Here is a 17066-nt window from a genome sequence, read left to right as displayed (position 1 = left end):
AAGTTGGAGCAGATGAGCGTTCAATCGTGAACGCGCTTGGCTCCCGGTCTATAGAGTAGCGTTCCTTTGCCGCTGAGGACTCTTCATGACCGCGCTGATGACCGCCGAACTTGCCTGGTACGCCACCGGACGCTTCTACCGTGCCAATGACGGCTCGTTGGCGGATTACGGCTACTTCCTGCATTTGCCGTTCCCGGACGCGCTGCTGTTCGACGGCACTCCTGCCGAAACCAGCGCTCACTTCACCTTTGCCGCCACGCCGTTCAAGGCGGATGGGATCGACAATGGCGCATTGTCGCTTGGGCTCGACCCGGTTGGTGAATTCTCCCTGTATCTGCAGCGGCGGCCAGGGGCGACCTTTGCCGATCCGGCCTCCTTCGCACAGGGCGAATGTATCGCCACCTTTCGCCGCACCAGCCTGGTGGTCGGCGCCACGGTTGCAGCTTCGCTCACTGCGGCGAGCGTGGCCATCGTGGGTACCAATGTGTTTTCGGCCCGTCTGACCGCGAGTAATCCGTTCGACTTCGGTGGAAGGCGCTACGATCTCGCACAGGCCGTCGGGGCGGGTATCACTCAATTTGGTACCGCGGCAACCACGCCGATCGCGCCGCCGCCGACAGGTTACGATCTCGTCTTGCCTTTCACCGGATCGGCCATTGCCCTGGGCAGAGCCGGCTAGGGCGATTATTGCGCCGGAGACTGCCTGGGGTGGGCGTGAGGCGCCGATCCGAGGCAGTCTTCAGTGCCTCAAGGCCGCCGCGAGATCATGAATGTGCCGGGCACCGATGCCGCAGCATCCGCCGATCAGGGTGGCGCCCGCATCGGCCCATTCGCAGGCAAAGCGCGAATAGGTGGTAGCCGTCAGGTCCTCGCGCGTGCCATGCAGGGTCTCGTTGGCGGCGCCATCTCCTTCCTGTTCTTCGAAGGCATTGGCATAGACACCGATTTCGAGGTCGGATCGCCGTTCGTTCAGCAAATGGCGGGCCACGCGTACGGCCTTGCCCATCACCTCGGGGCGGCTGCAATTGAAGAGCAGCGCTCCAGCCCCCGACCCGGCCGCCCAGGCAGCGGCATCGGCCACGCTTTCGCTGGAGCGCAGCCGTGGCTCATCGTCCTCGGCTCCCATCTCGTCGGCCAGGGTGAAGGAGACCCAGAAGGGCTTGCCGGTAGCGGCAACGGCCTGACGCACGGCTTCGCCCTCGGCGATCAGGCTGAGAGTTTCGCCAAGCCAGACATCGACATGAGGCGCGAGGCCAGCGACCAGAACGCTGAGATATTCCTGGGCACGGGAGGGATCGAAGCGCTGCGGTTCATAGGAGCCGAAGATCGGCGGCAGCGATCCCGCGACTAATACCTTGCGGCCGGAACTGTTCTCGGCGGCCTGCCTTGCGAGCCGGCCGGCGAGGTCGATCAGGGCAGGCCCTTGCTCGCGGAAGCGCTGCTCACCGATGTGGAAGGGGACCAGGGCATAGCTGTTGGTGGTGATCACCTCGGCGCCGGCTTCGATAAACTCGGCATGAACTCGGCGGACGGTATCGGGGGTTTCCATCAATGCGAGGGCCGACCATTCGGGCTGGCGCAATTCTGCTCCGAGGCGAAGCAGTTCCCGGCTCATGCCGCCATCGAGAATCCGGATCGTTCCAGGCATGTAGCGCACTCCATCCATGATGCAAAAGCCACTAGCTGTCCTCACGTCGGAGAACAAGGTGTTGCTGGAGGAGGCAAGGGCAGAAGAGGTGCGCTCGCGATGCCGGGTGGCGGGCATGACCGCGAACCGGCCTCCGCCATATAGTCCATTGCACATCGTCGATGAGGGCGCGCGCCTCAGTCGTTCGAGGTTTCGCTGGGAAGCAGCAGCTCATTGGTCAGGAACGCAACCTCGGTGCGGTTCTTGGCCTTGATCTTGCGCATGATATTGCGAATGTGAACCTTGACCGTGCTTTCGGTCATATTGAGCTTATGGGCGATGATCTTGTTCGGTTCGCCCTTGCGGACGCAGGCAATGATCGCCAATTGGCGCTCGGTGAAATGGGGGCGCCCTTCGATGGCCGGCAACTGGCCGTTGGTCGGTGCCGCGAAGCCCTGGCGTGCGGACAACAGGCCGCTGGCCGGAACGAAGGTACCACCGACATTCACGATACGGATTGCTTCGATGGCCACTTCCAGGCTCAGGCTCATGGTCACGAAGCCGCGTGCTCCACGCTCCAAGGAGGAGACCATCGTAGACGGATTGTCGATATCGGATAGGATGACCACGCGTGCGCCCGGTACGCTGGAGAGGATACGATCCAGCCCGGACTGAATGGCGCGGGCCGTACCTTCCTCACCGGTGGCACATAGCAGGATGATCGATGAAGGGGCGTGCGTGGAGGCTGTCAGCCAATCGTCGATGGTGTCATAGCCGACGGCAGCAAGATTTGCAGAAGAGGCCGTCAAGCACATCGTCAGACAATCGCGCCAGAAGGCACGCTTGTCGATTACACAAACGGGGATCTTCAAGTAACGCTCTCCCTCGTGTGTGAGGCCACTCTCACCGATCGATCTCACCTGCTTCCCCTCCCTCAGTTGCGAAATAGGCAAGGACTTTCAGCGAAATGTCAAACTTCCATGTTATCGCAACCCAGGAAGAAAATAGTTTCTTTTTTGGAGAAATATTGAACATGCCGTGACCGTGGGCCGAGAACTTGGCCCAGCGTAGCCTGGATTCGACGTCTTCCTTGATAACGCCTGTGGATGCCACCCTTGAGGTGAGAAACACCATGGCGCGGGACTGCGATGTGCGATTTTGCACAACGCGGTCTGGCCGTGCCGGCCAAGTGACGATCGGCAAGACGGCACCAGTCATGGAGGGAAGCGGCGGGCATCTCCGAGAGCCAGGCCATTTCTTAGACAGTGCGGGCATGCTGCTGCCATATCGCAATGGGGATGCCATGAGGCTTTATCACCTCTGATCACAGAATCGTACCTCGCGCAAATATGTGACAATGGCCGGGTGGGCACGATCGGAGAGGCGCGGCGCGGATCTGGACTCAGTGCCCAGTTCCAAGATGGGATAGGACACAGCGCAAAGGCGATATGATCGGATAGCGGCCATTGATATGTCGCCGCGGGGTGGTGGCAGCTTTCACGCGCCCGCGCAGGTGATCTTGCCATATGATCTGGCCATGTGATGTGGCTTGGGGCTGAAGAAGATGGAGCGCACGGAGCGTGCGTCATCGCGGCGGCTGGAAAATGGCCATGCAAATGAGGCCCGTGGCGGCATAACCACCCGGGCTTCATGTCATTCAGCGGATCTGGATCCGCCCGAGAACCAAGTGTCCGGCAACGATCGTCCAGTCCAACGATCGTCAGCTCCCTTGAATGTCAGGCTCGCTTCTGTGTCAGGCCCGCTTGGGGAACTCGTTGCCGAAACTCGTCCAGTGAGCCGTATTCAAGATACTACGACCCTCGACTTCGATATCGCCATCGGCCGTCATCACGATTCGCACCGGTCCATAAGCCACCAGATCGATGGTGATCGTGCCGGTGTCGTCATCGATGGTGACCATCGATTGACCTTGTTGAACTTCAGGCATTACGTCGTGACCCTTATTAATCATCGGTTCGACCCCACCGTTCGTGAGAATGGCGAAACATCGTCATATCGGAGGTTCAATCGATTGCTGTTTCTTGACGAATATTCAACCGATCAACCTTTGTTGGTTAGCTACTAACTGGCATCAGACTGGAATGAACTCAGATTTCTGCCATTTTTCTTTCGAGGTCTAAAGAGACATTGAAGTATATAATTCAAGTCTTCATCCCATCCCAGCAAGCGTCTGCGAAGTAATCTAGGAACTAGCATCCCGCTAGGTTTTGCATTATCATACCGCCCCGTGGTTTAGGGGGCGGCATATGAGAGCGCTCGACAAGATATATTATGATATTGTCGATGAAATTGGCAGTGTACCGACGTCCCGAGACGTAAAAGGGATGTTGAATCGAGTTGTTCAGAGTTACGGGCTGCGTACGGCTGCCTATTTTGCTGTAAATATTCCAAGCTCTACCAGCGACGATCCCTATCTAGCCGTTACCTACTCCGATGACTGGGTTGAGCACTATAAGAGCGAAAACTACGTTAGAATAGATCCCGTTCTAAGGGAGGGGTTCTCGGCTGTCCTGCCCATTGACTGGCGCAAATTCGACCTGAAAGGGTCAAAACTCCGTGCCTTTTTCGGCGAAGCTGCCGAATTTGGGCTGGGGCGCCAAGGCCTGACTTTTCCTATCCGCGGTCGCCATGGCGAGCGCGCTCTCTTCACCATCACCAGCGACGTCCCCGATCAGGAATGGGATCAGACGTTGGGGGCTTTCCAGCGCGACTTCCAGGTTTTGGCCTACCACATCCACAATGCCATCCTGCGAACAGAGGCGGTTGAAGAAGAGGAAGTCCATCTTTCTCCGCGTGAGATCGAATGCCTGAAGTGGGTTGCCCGCGGCAAGACGGTCTCGGAAACTGCGACGATACTCTCCCTTTCGGATCGAACGGTGCGGTTTTACCTCGACCTGGCTCGAGCAAAACTGAATGCAACCAATGTTACTCATGCCGTCGCCAAGGCAATGAATATGAGCATTTTTTTCGGAACGAGGTAACCCGTCAAATACGCCGTATTTCTAAGGGAATAAGTGACTAATAAATTCGAGCAGATTCCGACGGAGGGTCTGTTCGATGATTGAAGTCATTCAAAGTTACGAGCGTCATTTACATACTGAAACCCTTGATGCACTTTACGAGATGCGTGCGAGGGTCTTTAAAGACAGGCTGGATTGGGACGTTAATGTTTCCAACGGCCGCGAAATTGATTATTTCGACGATTGCGACCCTGTTTACTTGATATCGCGAAATCAATACACGGGGCGTGTGGAAGGTGGTCTGCGCTTGTTGCCGACGACTGGCCCGAATATGCTGCGCGATGTGTTCTCTGTACTGTTGCCGGACGGCGAAATTGTAGAAAGCCCGCTCATCTGGGAAAGCTCCCGGTTTGCGATCGATCCCGATCTTGCCACTGACGGCAACCGTCGCCTGCATTCGGTGACGACGGAGCTGCTGTGCGGCATTGTCGAGGTCGGCATGCTGGCCGGTATCGATTTCGTGGTGTCAGTCTACGATGCACGCATGGCCCGCATCTTCAAACTCGCCAATTGTCCGGCTGACGTGATCGGCGTGCCCACCAGAATCGGCCGCGTGATGACCTATGCTGGTCTTTTCGAGATCAGTGAGGAGATGCGTGCCGGGATTGCCGCTGCTGGCCAGATCACCGGTTCGGTTCTGCGTTCCGAGACGCAAGTCCACGCCGTTGCGGCTTAAGCCGCAACCGCGGTTGGACATTCGTTCAATCAGCTACTGCGCGGAAGGCTGTGGTGGCATCAATCCATGAGCCCGAGACCGGTTGAAGGTCCCGGGTTCATCTTGATCGTCTCCGTAGGTGCGGGCCGGAAGCCGTCGCCAGGATCCGGTATCGCCCTCTGAGGCGTTACATAGACGCCAGGGTTCGAAGAACTCTGTGCGTTGTCTGTTGCGCGTATCGGCAGCGCGGCCGATGCTGTCCGTCAGTTCATTTCGACGATCGACCAATCGAGGCGCCGTGCCGCCACCGAGCCGGCGCGGTTCAATTCGGATCGCAGAGCGCGAATGCGCCAACATTTCGCTTCTTCGGAGTCGCCGCCGACGAAGCGAGGTGCCGTGTCGCCTCCGATGGCAAGATCGAATTCGAAATGAGTTGGCGGATGAGCAAAGCCGGTGCCGAGCGCCTTCAGGCAGGCCTCTTTACGGGCCCAACTCTCGAAGAAAGCGCTTTGCTGCGCCCCGGACGGCAATGCGTTGAATTGCGCGCGTTCGCCAGGTGAGAACACCTGCAGTGCGACGCCGTCTTCGATCGGGCGGATATGCTCGATGTCGATGCCGATTTCGAAACCGTTTGCGACGGCAAGTGCGGCCGCGTTCTCGCTATGGCTCAGATTGAAGCAGATCCGCCATCCCACAGGCTGGGTCGTGCAGAAGGGTTTGCCTTCGGCGCCATAGCCGAATCCGACCTCCTGCGGCGGTGTCGCGAGATAATTGCCGAGAATCCGCCTGAGTTCTCCCCGCGCTGCCACGAAGCGGCGCCGATGCCGTTCGAAGCGGAATTTGTCAGCGCGACCGCGCTCCTCCCCCGATAGGACTTTCCAGTTCCGATCGAAGCCGCTCTCGCTGGCGTCGAGATCCCATTGCCAGACATGAACGTCCTGAGGGGCGGGCGGTGTGGGCGGAGGAAGCGGCATCGAAAGCTTGGATTCAACTGGCGTGGTGATTGACTGATTCTACAGGATCAGCATCGAGGCCGGCGCGCAAGCTCTCCCGGGGCAATCCGCGGCGGCGGGGCTTTGACCGGTACCTCCACTTTTAATCTCGCGCCGTAAGGCTATCGGAGTATGGGCGCTAGGCTCCGGGGGTGATGAAACCTACTCCTTTTGGTCCGACTTTGCCTATCGGGTGGGGGGAGGGCATTCAATTTCCCGAATTGAGACTGTGATCTTCGAACTCTACAATAATCGCAGTGTTTCGTTGGATGGGTTCTTTGAGTCTGCATCGAGCTTCGCCGGTTTTCTTGATTGCCGCAAAGGTCATTTTGTTTTGCTGGGGTCATGAAAGCGAAAGAAGCCTACCACTCTAATAATTCCTTCGTCGAATGTAATGTACCTCGTAAGTTTTTAGGTTTTCTTGCGAAGATTTTGCCATTTCACGGTAAATTCACGCATGGTTTCGAAACATAAGATCGCGTCGATATTAAAGTATTGCTCACGCATATCTGGAGTGAGGAAGGCAAAAGCTGGTCTAGGAATGTTCGACACGATTGTGGGGTTTGTTTGCTGGGGAGTGTGTGAAAGCACACACGAGGCATCCGAGAGCCGGGGTATTCCGGCTTGCGGTCAGCCGTGAGTTCAGCACCTCTCGCCGCCCCGATGGGTCGAAGGAAAGCAATGGGTATTACATCGGTGCTGGAGGGCGTCGGCAACGACGGCTCGGCGGCACGGCCTGCGGCAGAACGATCTTCCGGGGCGACTATCACACGATTTTGCATGGGGGCTGCGTGAGCACGTTTCAAACCAACTTGTCTGTCCATCAACTGATCAGCGAGCAGGCCGCGCTTCGCCCCGACAGCCTTGCCGTAACCTGCGACGGCGTTTCGATCACCTTCGGCGAATTGAACGCCCGCGCCAACCAGCTCGCCCATCGCCTGCTCAAGATGGGCGTGAAGCCCAATACATTGGTCGCCATCGGCCTGGAGCGATCGATCGATATGGTCGTGGGCATGCTGGGCATCATGAAATCGGGCGCCGCCTATCTGCCGCTCGATCCGAGCTATCCGCGCGAGCGACTGACCTTCACGCTGGAGGATGCCCGGCCTCTGGCATTCGTGACCACGACCAGTGGCCGCCCGACGCTGCCGCCGAGCGATCTGCCGATGATTTTGCTGGATCAGGACGCCAATAGCCTTAGCGCCGAACCGGTCACGAATCCGGATATTGCCATCGATCCGCAGTCGCTCATTTATGTCATCTATACCTCTGGTTCCACTGGCCGGCCGAAGGGATGCAAGCTGTCGCACCACAATGTCGTGCGGCTGTTCCACGCAACCGATCACTGGTTCGGTTTCGGGCCTGAGGATGTTTGGACCTTCTTCCATTCGCACGCCTTCGACTTCTCCGTGTGGGAGATCTGGGGAGCACTGGTCTATGGGGGCCGTGTGGTGGTGGTGCCTCATCGCATCAGCCGTTCGCCCGAGGATTTCCTGGACCTACTCGTCCATGAAAAAGTGACCGTGCTCAACCAGACACCGTCCGCTTTCCGCACCTTGATCGAGGTCGACAGGCGCCGTGCGGAGGCTTCTGCCCTGGCCCTGCGCTACGTGATCCTAGGTGGCGAAGCCCTCGAGTTCCAGATGCTGCGGCCCTGGTTCAATCGTTATGGCGATGCCAAGCCACGCATCATCAATATGTACGGCATCACCGAAACCACCGTCTTCGTGACCTATCGCCCCGTGTCTGCGGCCGAACTCGACGGCAACCGGGCAAGCCTGATCGGCGTGCCCATCCCCGATCTGACCATCCATGTGCTCGACGAGAACCGCAAGCCTGTCCCGGTGGGCGAGGAAGGTGAAATCTATGTCGGCGGGCAGGGGGTCTGCCTCGGCTATCTGAACCGTCCCGAGCTGACGGCGGAGCGTTTCATCGACTGGCAGCCCTCGGAAGATCAGGTTGCCGAGAAGCTGTACAAGACCGGCGACCTCGTCCGGCGTACGGCGGATGGCGATCTCGAATATCTTGGGCGCAGCGATCACCAGGTGAAGATCCGCGGCTTCCGCATCGAGACGGGAGAAATCGAAAACCAGCTTATGCGCCATCCGGCTGTCACGGCTTGCGCCGTGATTGCTCGCACGGACGGGCCCGGTGAAGCGAAGCTGGTCGCCTACATCGTGCCTTCGGCAACTCCGGCCGATGCCGGCAACCTGAAGGCGCATCTGTCGCAGACCCTGCCGGACTACATGCTTCCCTTCGCCTTCGTCGATCTGAGCGAATTGCCGATGACGGAGAACGGCAAGCTCGACCGCAAGGCGCTGCCGATCCCGACTTTCACCGCCAGCCCGATCGTGCCGGAGGCGCGCGATGAGCTCGAACAGAAGATCGCGGCCATCTGGGCGCGTGTTCTGTCCGTGCCCGACGTCAGTACCAAGATCAATTTCTTCGATCAGGGCGGGAGTTCGCTGCAGATTCTCACCGTTCTCGGTGAAATCCAGGAAAGCATCCATCCTCAGCTTCGCCTGAGCGACGTGTTCGAGCGCCCCACCATCACGGCGCTGGCCAATTTCATCCGTTCGAGCGCCGCACCTGCTACGGCGCCCGCCGCTCGGCCCGAGAATCTCCGGGCCCGCCAGCAGGCCGAGGCGCTCCAGCGCCTGCGCCAGCGCCAGATGGGAGCGGGCAGGTGAGCTCCATCTCCGACCTTCCGCTCAACGCCATCGCGGTGATCGGCATGGCGGGCCGCTTTCCCGGCGCCCGCTCTGTCGGCGAGTTCTGGCAGAACCTGCGCAATGGCGTTGAATCGATCACGCGTTTCGAGGACAGCGAGCTCGAAGATACGTTTGGCCCCGAAGTCCGGCGCGCGCCCAATTTCGTACGGGCCCGGCCGATCCTGCCCGATGTCGAGTTTTTCGATGCTGAGTTCTTCGGCATGTATCCGCGCGAGGCGGAACTGACCGACCCGCAGCATCGCATCTTTCTCGAGTGTGCCTGGGAAGCCCTGGAAGACGGTGGCTATGATCCGGCCACGTTCCCAGGCAGCATCGGCGTCATCGCCGGCTGTAGCATGAACACCTATTTCCTCCACCACGTCGTCGGCAATCGTAACGTGTCGGAGGATTTCACCAATGCCTTCCAGGTCGCACAATACCCGATGCTGCTCGGCGCCAGCCGGGAATTCCTGGCGACGCGGGTGTCCTACAAGTTCAACCTGACCGGGCCGAGCTTCAGCGTGAACACGGCCTGCTCGACCTCGTTGATGGCGATCGCGCAGGCCTGCCAGCAATTGCTGCTGTTCCAATGCGACATGGTCGTTGCTGGCGGCGTTTCCATCACTTTCCCGCAGAAGCGAGGCTATCTGACCCAGGAAGGCGGCATGGTATCGGAGGATGGGCACTGCCGCAGCTTCGACGCCGATGCCAAGGGCACCGTGTTCGGTAGCGGCGCTGGTGCCGTGCTGCTGAAGCGACTGGAAGACGCGCTCGCCGACGGCGATCATATCTATGCCGTGGTTCGGGGTAGCGGCGTCAACAATGACGGTGCGGCCAAGGTCGGCTATACCGCGCCGAGCTCCGATGGCCAGGCGGCCGCCATCATGATGGCGCATGCCAATGCCGGCATCGATCCTACGTCGATCAGCTATGTCGAATGCCACGGCACCGCGACGCCGCTCGGCGACCCGATCGAGCTCGCGGGCCTGACCAAGGCATTCCGGGCGACCGGAGATGAGGGCCGCCAATATTGCGCCATCGGCTCGGTAAAGAGCAATGTCGGCCATCTCGATGCGGCGGCCGGCGTGGTCGGCTTCATCAAGACGGCGCTCAGCCTCGAGAACCGCCAACTGCCGGCGACGCTGCACTTCAAGAAACCCAATCCGCGTCTCGACATCGAGAACAGCCCGTTCTTCGTCAATGCGGCGCTGACGGAATGGCAGGAGGGGCCTGAGCCGCGCCGTGCGGGCGTCAGCGCCTTCGGCGTCGGTGGCACCAACGTGCACGTCGTGCTCGAAGAGGCCCCCTCGCTGGAGCCGCGTGCGGCCGGCAGGACTGTCGAAATCCTCACGCTGTCGGCGCGGAGCGAGACAGCTCTGGCCAAGGCTCGTGCCGCCCTGGCCGGCCGGTTGAGTGCCAATCCGACGCTGGAGCTTGCGGATGTCGCCCATACGCTGCAGGTGGGGCGCAAGGCATTCGACCATCGCTGGTCGGCGGCCTGCAATGATATCCCCGCCGCTGTCGCAGCCCTGAACGATCCGGCAGCACGCGCCTTCAAGGCCGCCGGTGATCCGGGCGTCGTGTTCATGTTCCCGGGGCAGGGGTCGCAATATCCCGACATGGGGCGCGGCCTCTATGAAGCCGAGGCAGGTTTCCGGGCCGACATCGACCGTTGCGCGGCGATCCTGCGCCCTCATCTGGAGCGCGATCTCAAGGAACTGCTTTATCCGGCCAAGCGCGAGGCCGATGATCACAAGCGCTTGGCCGCCACCTGCTATGCCCAGCCCGCGATCTTTGCGGTCGAATATGCATTGGCCCGATTGTGGATCAGCCGGGGAATCGTGCCACGCGCGATGATCGGGCATAGCGTTGGCGAATTCGTCGCAGCCTGCCTTGCCGGGGTCTTTACGCTCGAAGAGGTGTTGCCGCTCGTAGCCGCCCGCGGACGCCTGATGCAGAACCTTCCGTCGGGGGGCATGCTGGCGGTAAGGCTTCCCGAGGCGGAGCTTGCGCCTTTGCTCGGCGCTAATCTTGCCATCGCAGCGATCAATGGTCCTGCACTGTGTGTCGCGTCCGGGCCGGACGCCGCCATCGATGCGCTGGAAGCGCAGTTGAAGGCGCGTGGCGTCGTCAGCCGCCGGCTTCACACCTCGCACGCCTTCCACTCCCCCATGATGGATCCAATCATCGCGCCCTTTACCGAGGAAGTGCGTAGGATCGGCCTGAAGCCGCCGGCCATTCCCTACGTCTCCGGCGTCACGGGTCAATGGATCACGGGCGAAGCTGCGACATCGCCCGACTACTGGGCCCGCCATTTCCGTGAGCCGGTTCGCTTTGCCGACGGCTTGGGCCTCCTGCTCGGCGATGCGGCGACGGTCCTGCTCGAAGTCGGCGCCGGCAACACACTGACCACGCTGTCACTGCAAGGCGCAGCGAGGGGCAGGGCCGTGGTTTCCTGCCTGCCCGACGCCGCGCGCGAGCGGCCCGACCAGGACACCATGGCCGAGGCCATGGGTCGCTTGTGGACTGCCGGCGTGGCCGTCGACTGGGCGTTGCAGCCGACCGAGGCGACGCGTCGCAGGGTGCCTTTGCCGACCTATCCTTTCGAACGCACGCGCCACTGGGTCGAGTCACCCATGCGCCAGAGCACTCCCGTGGCCGCGGCCAACCCGCACGCCGCCCCACGATCCGAACCGGCATCTGCGGAAATTGCACCGCCTGCCGAAATCCTCGCAATGCCGCTCCTCGAGCAAACCGTGATGTCCGACATGACCGCCCGCACAGATACCATCAAGGCCGCCATCATCTCGATCTTCGCCGACCTTTCCGGCGAGGACGTGGCTTCCGCCGAACCCGGCACGACCTTCCTGGAGATGGGCTTCGACTCCCTGTTCCTGACCCAGGCTGCTCAGGAGCTCCTGAACAAGTTCGGCCTCAAGATCACCTTCCGTGCGCTCCTGGGAGATCTCGGCAGCATCGAGGCCCTGACGGAGCATGTCGCAGCGGCGTTGCCGCCCGAAAAATTCGCACCTGCTCCAGCCGAACCAACGCCGGTCCCGATGGCCGCGGTATCTGCCGTCGCGACGGTTCCGGGGGGCGTTTCGACGATCAGCCAGCCCGCGCCGCTTCTTTCGGCGGTGTTGCCGCTTGCCGGCACAGGGGCTGGCGTCGAGGGCTTGATGCGTGACCAGTTGCAGGTCATGGGCCAGTTAATGCAGCAGCAGCTCGAGGTGCTGCGCGGCGGGGCCGTATTGCAGGCTCCTGCCGTCCAGGCCGTGATGGCTGCCCCTCCCGCCGTGCCGGCTACATCGCAGGGCCAGGCTCCCGTCGCCTCACAGCCTGCCGCGGCTGCCCCGGCCGATGGCGCGCCGGTGAGGGAATTGCCGTCGCGCTTCGCCGTCTCCAAGAACACCCAGAAATCGCAGGATCAGGGGCTCGATGCCCGCCAGCGTGGTCATATCGAAGCGCTCGTGGCGCGTTGGAATGCCCATAGCCCCGGCTCCAAGCAGTTGACGCAGGATTATCGCAACGTCCTGGCCGATCCGCGCGCTGCCTCGGGCTTCAATCCCGATTGGAAGGAGATGGTCTATCCCGTGATCGCGGCCCGCTCGAAGGGCTCGCGCATTTGGGATGTCGACGGCAACGAATATATCGACCTGGTAAACGGCTACGGTCAGACCATGTTCGGCCATGCGCCTGATTTCGTGGTCGAGGCGGTCGACAGGCAGTTGCACGAAGGTTTCGCCATCGGCCCGCAATCTGCTAGGGCGGGCAAGGTTGCGGCTCTCTTCTGCGAGATGACCGGTAATGAGCGCGCCACCTTCTGCAACACCGGTTCGGAAGCCGTGATGGCGGCCATGCGGGTGGCGCGTACGGTCACCGGCCGCAAGCGCGTCGTCACCTTCGCCGGTGACTATCACGGCCAGTTCGACGAGGTGTTGGTCAAGGGGCAGGTCCGGCAGGGCGAGCATCGCACACTGCCGGTGGCGCCGGGAATTCCGCCGCAGTCGGTCGAGAACGTCACGGTGCTTGAATATGGCTCGGACGACGCGCTCGCTTGGATCCGCGAGCATGCCGGTGAGCTTGCCGCTGTCGTGGTCGAGCCTGTACAGAGCCGGCGCCCGGACCTGCGTCCCGTCGAGTTTCTCAAGCAGGTTCGCGCTGTTACCGAAACCTCCGGCACCGCGCTGGTGTTCGACGAAGTGGTGACCGGCTTCCGCATGCATCCAGGGGGCATGCAGCATCTGTTCGACATCAAGGCGGATCTGGCCTGCTACGGCAAGGTGGTTGGCGGTGGGCTGCCGGTGGGAGTTCTTGCCGGCAAGGCCAGCTTCATGGATGCGCTTGACGGCGGCGACTGGCGCTATGGCGACGATTCCTACCCGGAGGTCGGTGTCACCTTTTTTGCCGGCACCTTCGTTCGCCATCCGCTGGTCCTGGCCGCGCTCGAGGCTGTACTCGAGCATCTGAAATCCAGGGGGCCGGCCTTGCAGGAGGAGGTCTCGGCCCGCATGGCGCGCCTGGTCGAGCAGTTGTCGGCCTGTTTCGCCGAATGTGGCTTGTCACTGCCGGTCCCGACCTATGGCAGCCTGTTCTATATCAATCCGAGCCATGACTACCGCTTTGGCAGCCTGCTTTACTATCATCTGCGTGCCCGCGGCATCTATGTGCATGAGGGCTTCCCCTGCTTCCTGACCACGGAGCATACGGACGAGGACGTCACCCGCATCGTTCAGGCTTTCCGCGACAGCATCGAGGCGATGCAGGCCGACGGCATGCTGCCCGGTGGTCCTCCGGTTGCGGGCGGTGACAGCAAGACCGGGGCGGCGCCGAAAGCGGCCACTCCGACGGGGCCGATTGCGCCGACTGCCTCCCAGACCGAAGTTTGGCTCTCCGCGCAGCTTGGCGACGAGGCTTCCTGTGCCTTCAACGAGTCCATCAGCCTGAGTTTTGATGGCGCTCTCAATGCGGCGGCCCTGCGCGATTCCCTCAACGACGTGATCGCGCGTCACGATGCGCTGCGCATCCACTTCGACACGACCGGGACCCGCATGAGCTTCGCACCCGAGCTCCGCCTGGACCTGCCACTCGTGGATGTTTCAGGAGAAGCCTCGCCGCAACAGGCTCTGAAGGCGCGGATCGAGCTGGATGCCAGGACTGCCTTCGATCTCGTGGGTGGCCCGTTGGTGCGCGGCGAACTAGTCCGGCTGGCGCCGGATCGGCACGTCCTCGTCTTTACCGCTCATCACATCGTCTGCGACGGCTGGTCGGTCAATGTGCTGATTGGCGAACTCTCGGAGTTCTATCGGGCCAGGGTCGAGAACAGCAAGCCCGTGCTGGCCGATCCGCTCCCCTTCAGCCGCTATGCGCAGACCTTGCGGGAAGTGGCTGATGACGAAACCTATTGGGTCGGCCAGTTCCGTACAGCGCCACCGCCTCTCGAGCTGCCCTGCGACCGCGCGCGGCCGCCGATCAAGACTTTCAACGGCGGTTCGACCCAGTTTGCCATCGAAAGGCCGCTCTATGAAGCGGTCCGCAAGGCCGGGGCCAAACGCGGCAGCACCTTGTTCGCCACGCTGCTCGCTGCCTTCGAGATCCTGATGGGCCGCCTTGCTGGCCAGAACGAAGTGGTGGTCGGTATTCCAGCCGCCGGTCAATCCCTGGTCGAGGACGACAGGGCTCTGGTCGGCCATTGCGTCAACCTGCTGCCGCTGCATGCGTCCTGGCAGGATGGCATGAGCTTTGCTGATTTTCTGGCCGCCACCAAGCAGAGCGTGCTGGAGGCCTATGACCATCGCAGCTGCACGCTCGGCACCATCCTGCGCAAGCTGACTCTCCCGCGCGATGCCAGCCGGCTGCCGCTTGCCGAAGTCCAGTTCAATCTGGAGCGCCTGGGTGGGGATCTGGCCTTTCCCGGGCTGACGACCGAAGTCGTCCCCAACCCGAAGAGCTTCTCGACCTTCGATCTCTTTGCGAATGTGACGGAATCCGCCAACGGCTTGCGCATCGATTGCGACTATAATGCCGATCTCTTCGACGAGGAGACGATCCGCCGTTGGCTGGGGCATTACCGCACCTTGCTGCAGGCGATCGCCGACGACATCACGACGCCGATCGAGCGTTTGCCGTTACTGGCTGCCGGTGATTTGACTGCCACTCTGGCCGGACCGTCCATGCCCGCGCCTTCCGACCCGAGCCTGCTCACCATTCACGGACTGATCGAGGCCCAGGCCTCTGCCAATCCGCAGGCCGTGGCTGCACTCTTCGAGGATCAACAGCTCACCTACGGCGAGCTCGACCGTCGAGCTGGCCAGCTTGCAGCGCATTTGCGCGATCGGGGCCTCGGCAAGGGCGCGCGTGTTGCCGTGCTGGTCGATCGTTCGCTCGACATGCTCGTTTCCCTGCTGGCCGTGCTGAAGGCGGGCTGTGCCTATGTTCCTCTTGCCACCAATCACCCGGCATCCCGGCTCAATGGCATTCTGGCGGAGGCCGAGGTCGCGGCCGTGTTGAGCCAGGCGGCCTATGACGACATTGCTTCGGCTGCCGCCGTGACGATCCTGGTCGATCGCGACCGCGACGCGATCGCCGCATGTCAGCCCTTGCCGACGCCGGGCATCAAGGCGAGCAGCGAGGATCTTGCTTATGTCATCTTCACCTCTGGCTCGACGGGCAAGCCCAAAGGGGTCGAAGTGACCCATGGCTGCGTCGCCAATTTCCTCGCATCGATGCGTCAGGTACCGGGCTTCACCGCCGAGGACCGGCTGCTGGCTGTCACCACGATCTCCTTCGACATTGCGGCGCTCGAACTCTATCTGCCGCTGGCTTGTGGGGGCAGCGTGGTCATCGCGCCCCAAAGCGAGACGGCGGATGGCCATGCCTTGCTCAAGCGTCTGGAGAACTGCGGTGCCACCGTCATGCAGGCGACCCCGATCACCTGGGTGATCCTGCTCGAATCCGGTTTCAAGCCATCGCCGAAGCTGAAGATGCTCTGCGGCGGGGAAGCACTGCCGCGCAGCCTTGCGGATCAATTGGTCCAGAATGGCGGGCAGCTTTGGAACATGTATGGCCCGACCGAGACCACGATCTGGTCGTCGGTCGCCCATATCCGTCCAGGGCCGGAGCCGATCACGGTCGGCCACCCCATCGCCAATACTCAGTTCCACGTGCTCGACAAGTTCGATCGCGTGCAGCCGCTCGGCGTGGTGGGCGAGCTCCATATCGGTGGCGATGGCGTCGCCCGCGGTTATTTCCGCCGCCCGGATCTGACGGCCGAGAAGTTCATTGCGGACAGTGTTTCCGGCACGCCCGGTGCGCGGCTCTATCGTACGGGTGATCTTGCCCGCCTCATGCCGGGTGGCCGTCTCCAGCTCCTTGGGCGCAATGATCACCAGGTGAAGCTGCGTGGCTTCCGCATCGAGCTCGGCGAGATCGAGGCGGCGATCGCCAAGGCGGGCCTCGACGTCAATGCAGTGATCCTGCGCGAGGACATTCCGGGTGATCCCAGGCTCGTGGCCTATTACGAAGCTCCCGCTTCCACCGCGCCGAGCATAGAGGCTCTTCGCAATGCCCTCGGCCGGGACCTGCCCGACTATATGATACCCGGCCAGTGGGTCCGCTTGGACGCCATGCCGCGCGGTTCGAGCGGCAAGCTCGACCGCCGCTCCCTGCCCAAGCCGAGCGAGTCGGCCGCCAACGAGCTGTCGGCCACCTATGTCGCGCCGGGAAACCAGGCCGAGACGGTCCTGGCTGAAATCTGCGCCGAGGTTCTCGGCCAGCCGAGGATCAGCGTGGCGGACGACCTGCTCACGCTCGGTGCGGACTCGATCCATATCTTCCAGATCGTGGCACGGGCAAACCAGGCGGGGCTGAGCCTGTCGGCCAAAACCCTGCTGCAGCAACGCAGCATCACCAAGGCGGCGGCCACGCTTGCTGGGGTAGCACCCGTCACGGAACCTTCCGAGCTCCCGCAACTCGTTCGCGTTGCCAGGAGCAGCCGTCGAGTCGCCGCCAGCGCCCTGCAATCTCCGGAACGGTGAAGTC

General features: G+C 61.7%; 10 protein-coding genes. 5 read left to right on the top strand and 5 right to left on the bottom strand.

All coding sequences use genetic code 11. The features are described from left to right. Positions 1-85: 85 nt before the first annotated feature. Complete coding sequence (locus ACZYTC_RS11375) at positions 86-679, top strand: hypothetical protein (RefSeq protein ID WP_488989625.1); 594 nt, start codon at positions 86-88, stop codon at positions 677-679. 60 nt (positions 680-739) lie between these two features. On the opposite strand, the gene ACZYTC_RS11370 is transcribed toward ACZYTC_RS11375, so the two are convergent. From ACZYTC_RS11370 to ACZYTC_RS11355, 4 genes are all read right to left on the bottom strand, one after another. After that, positions 740-1648, bottom strand: a complete 909-nt coding sequence (locus ACZYTC_RS11370) for a homocysteine S-methyltransferase family protein (RefSeq protein ID WP_488989624.1) — start codon at positions 1646-1648, stop codon at positions 740-742. A gap of 176 nt (positions 1649-1824) precedes the next feature. After that, entirely contained in the window at positions 1825-2499 is a 675-nt protein-coding gene (locus ACZYTC_RS11365) for a LuxR C-terminal-related transcriptional regulator (protein ID WP_434955974.1), read from the bottom strand. A 31-nt stretch (positions 2500-2530) separates the two neighbouring features. Continuing rightward, on the bottom strand, positions 2531-2845 hold the full coding sequence (locus ACZYTC_RS11360; protein WP_441772548.1) for a hypothetical protein: 315 nt from the start codon (positions 2843-2845) through the stop codon (positions 2531-2533). A gap of 535 nt (positions 2846-3380) precedes the next feature. Next, positions 3381-3548, bottom strand: coding sequence for a hypothetical protein (locus ACZYTC_RS11355; RefSeq protein WP_434955975.1), 168 nt, complete (start codon positions 3546-3548; stop codon positions 3381-3383). Positions 3549-3894: 346 nt separating this feature from the next. Here ACZYTC_RS11355 and ACZYTC_RS11350 point away from each other — a divergent pair, with 346 nt between their 5' ends. Together ACZYTC_RS11350 and ACZYTC_RS11345 are read left to right on the top strand one after the other, a co-directional pair. Beyond that, positions 3895-4629, top strand: a complete 735-nt coding sequence (locus tag ACZYTC_RS11350; protein ID WP_434955976.1) for a LuxR family transcriptional regulator — start codon at positions 3895-3897, stop codon at positions 4627-4629. 76 nt (positions 4630-4705) lie between these two features. Continuing rightward, positions 4706-5344: an acyl-homoserine-lactone synthase gene (locus ACZYTC_RS11345; protein ID WP_434955977.1), complete on the top strand. Its 639-nt coding sequence runs from the start codon at positions 4706-4708 to the stop codon at positions 5342-5344. Positions 5345-5586: 242 nt separating this feature from the next. Here the strand turns inward: ACZYTC_RS11345 and ACZYTC_RS11340 are convergent, their stop codons facing one another. Beyond that, a complete protein-coding gene (locus ACZYTC_RS11340) occupies positions 5587-6297 on the bottom strand; it encodes a 4'-phosphopantetheinyl transferase family protein (protein WP_441772546.1) in 711 nt (236 codons plus the stop codon). Between the two features lie 809 nt (positions 6298-7106). Here ACZYTC_RS11340 and ACZYTC_RS11335 point away from each other — a divergent pair. Together ACZYTC_RS11335 and ACZYTC_RS11330 are read left to right on the top strand one after the other, a co-directional pair. Next, on the top strand, positions 7107-9005 hold the full coding sequence (locus tag ACZYTC_RS11335) for an amino acid adenylation domain-containing protein (RefSeq protein WP_441772545.1): 1899 nt from the start codon (positions 7107-7109) through the stop codon (positions 9003-9005). Then, on the top strand, positions 9002-17062 hold the full coding sequence (locus ACZYTC_RS11330; RefSeq protein ID WP_488989623.1) for an amino acid adenylation domain-containing protein: 8061 nt from the start codon (positions 9002-9004) through the stop codon (positions 17060-17062). The genes ACZYTC_RS11335 and ACZYTC_RS11330 overlap by 4 nt, the downstream gene beginning before the upstream one ends. Positions 17063-17066: the final 4 nt, after the last annotated feature.

The sequence above is a fragment of the Labrys sp. F242 genome (genome assembly GCF_057813875.1).
The sequence above is the reverse complement of the archived record's forward strand: the minus strand, read 5'-3'. Positions and strand labels throughout refer to the sequence as shown.

Coding starts and splice junctions, on each gene's coding strand:
- ACZYTC_RS11360 (WP_441772548.1), bottom strand. CDS start 2,845: ATGACTGGTGCCGTCTTGCCGATCGTCACTTGGCCGGCACGGCCAGAC.
- ACZYTC_RS11345 (WP_434955977.1), top strand. CDS start 4,706: ATGATTGAAGTCATTCAAAGTTACGAGCGTCATTTACATACTGAAACC.
- ACZYTC_RS11375 (WP_488989625.1), top strand. CDS start 86: ATGACCGCGCTGATGACCGCCGAACTTGCCTGGTACGCCACCGGACGC.
- ACZYTC_RS11350 (WP_434955976.1), top strand. CDS start 3,895: ATGAGAGCGCTCGACAAGATATATTATGATATTGTCGATGAAATTGGC.
- ACZYTC_RS11340 (WP_441772546.1), bottom strand. CDS start 6,297: ATGCCGCTTCCTCCGCCCACACCGCCCGCCCCTCAGGACGTTCATGTC.
- ACZYTC_RS11370 (WP_488989624.1), bottom strand. CDS start 1,648: ATGCCTGGAACGATCCGGATTCTCGATGGCGGCATGAGCCGGGAACTG.
- ACZYTC_RS11355 (WP_434955975.1), bottom strand. CDS start 3,548: ATGGTCACCATCGATGACGACACCGGCACGATCACCATCGATCTGGTG.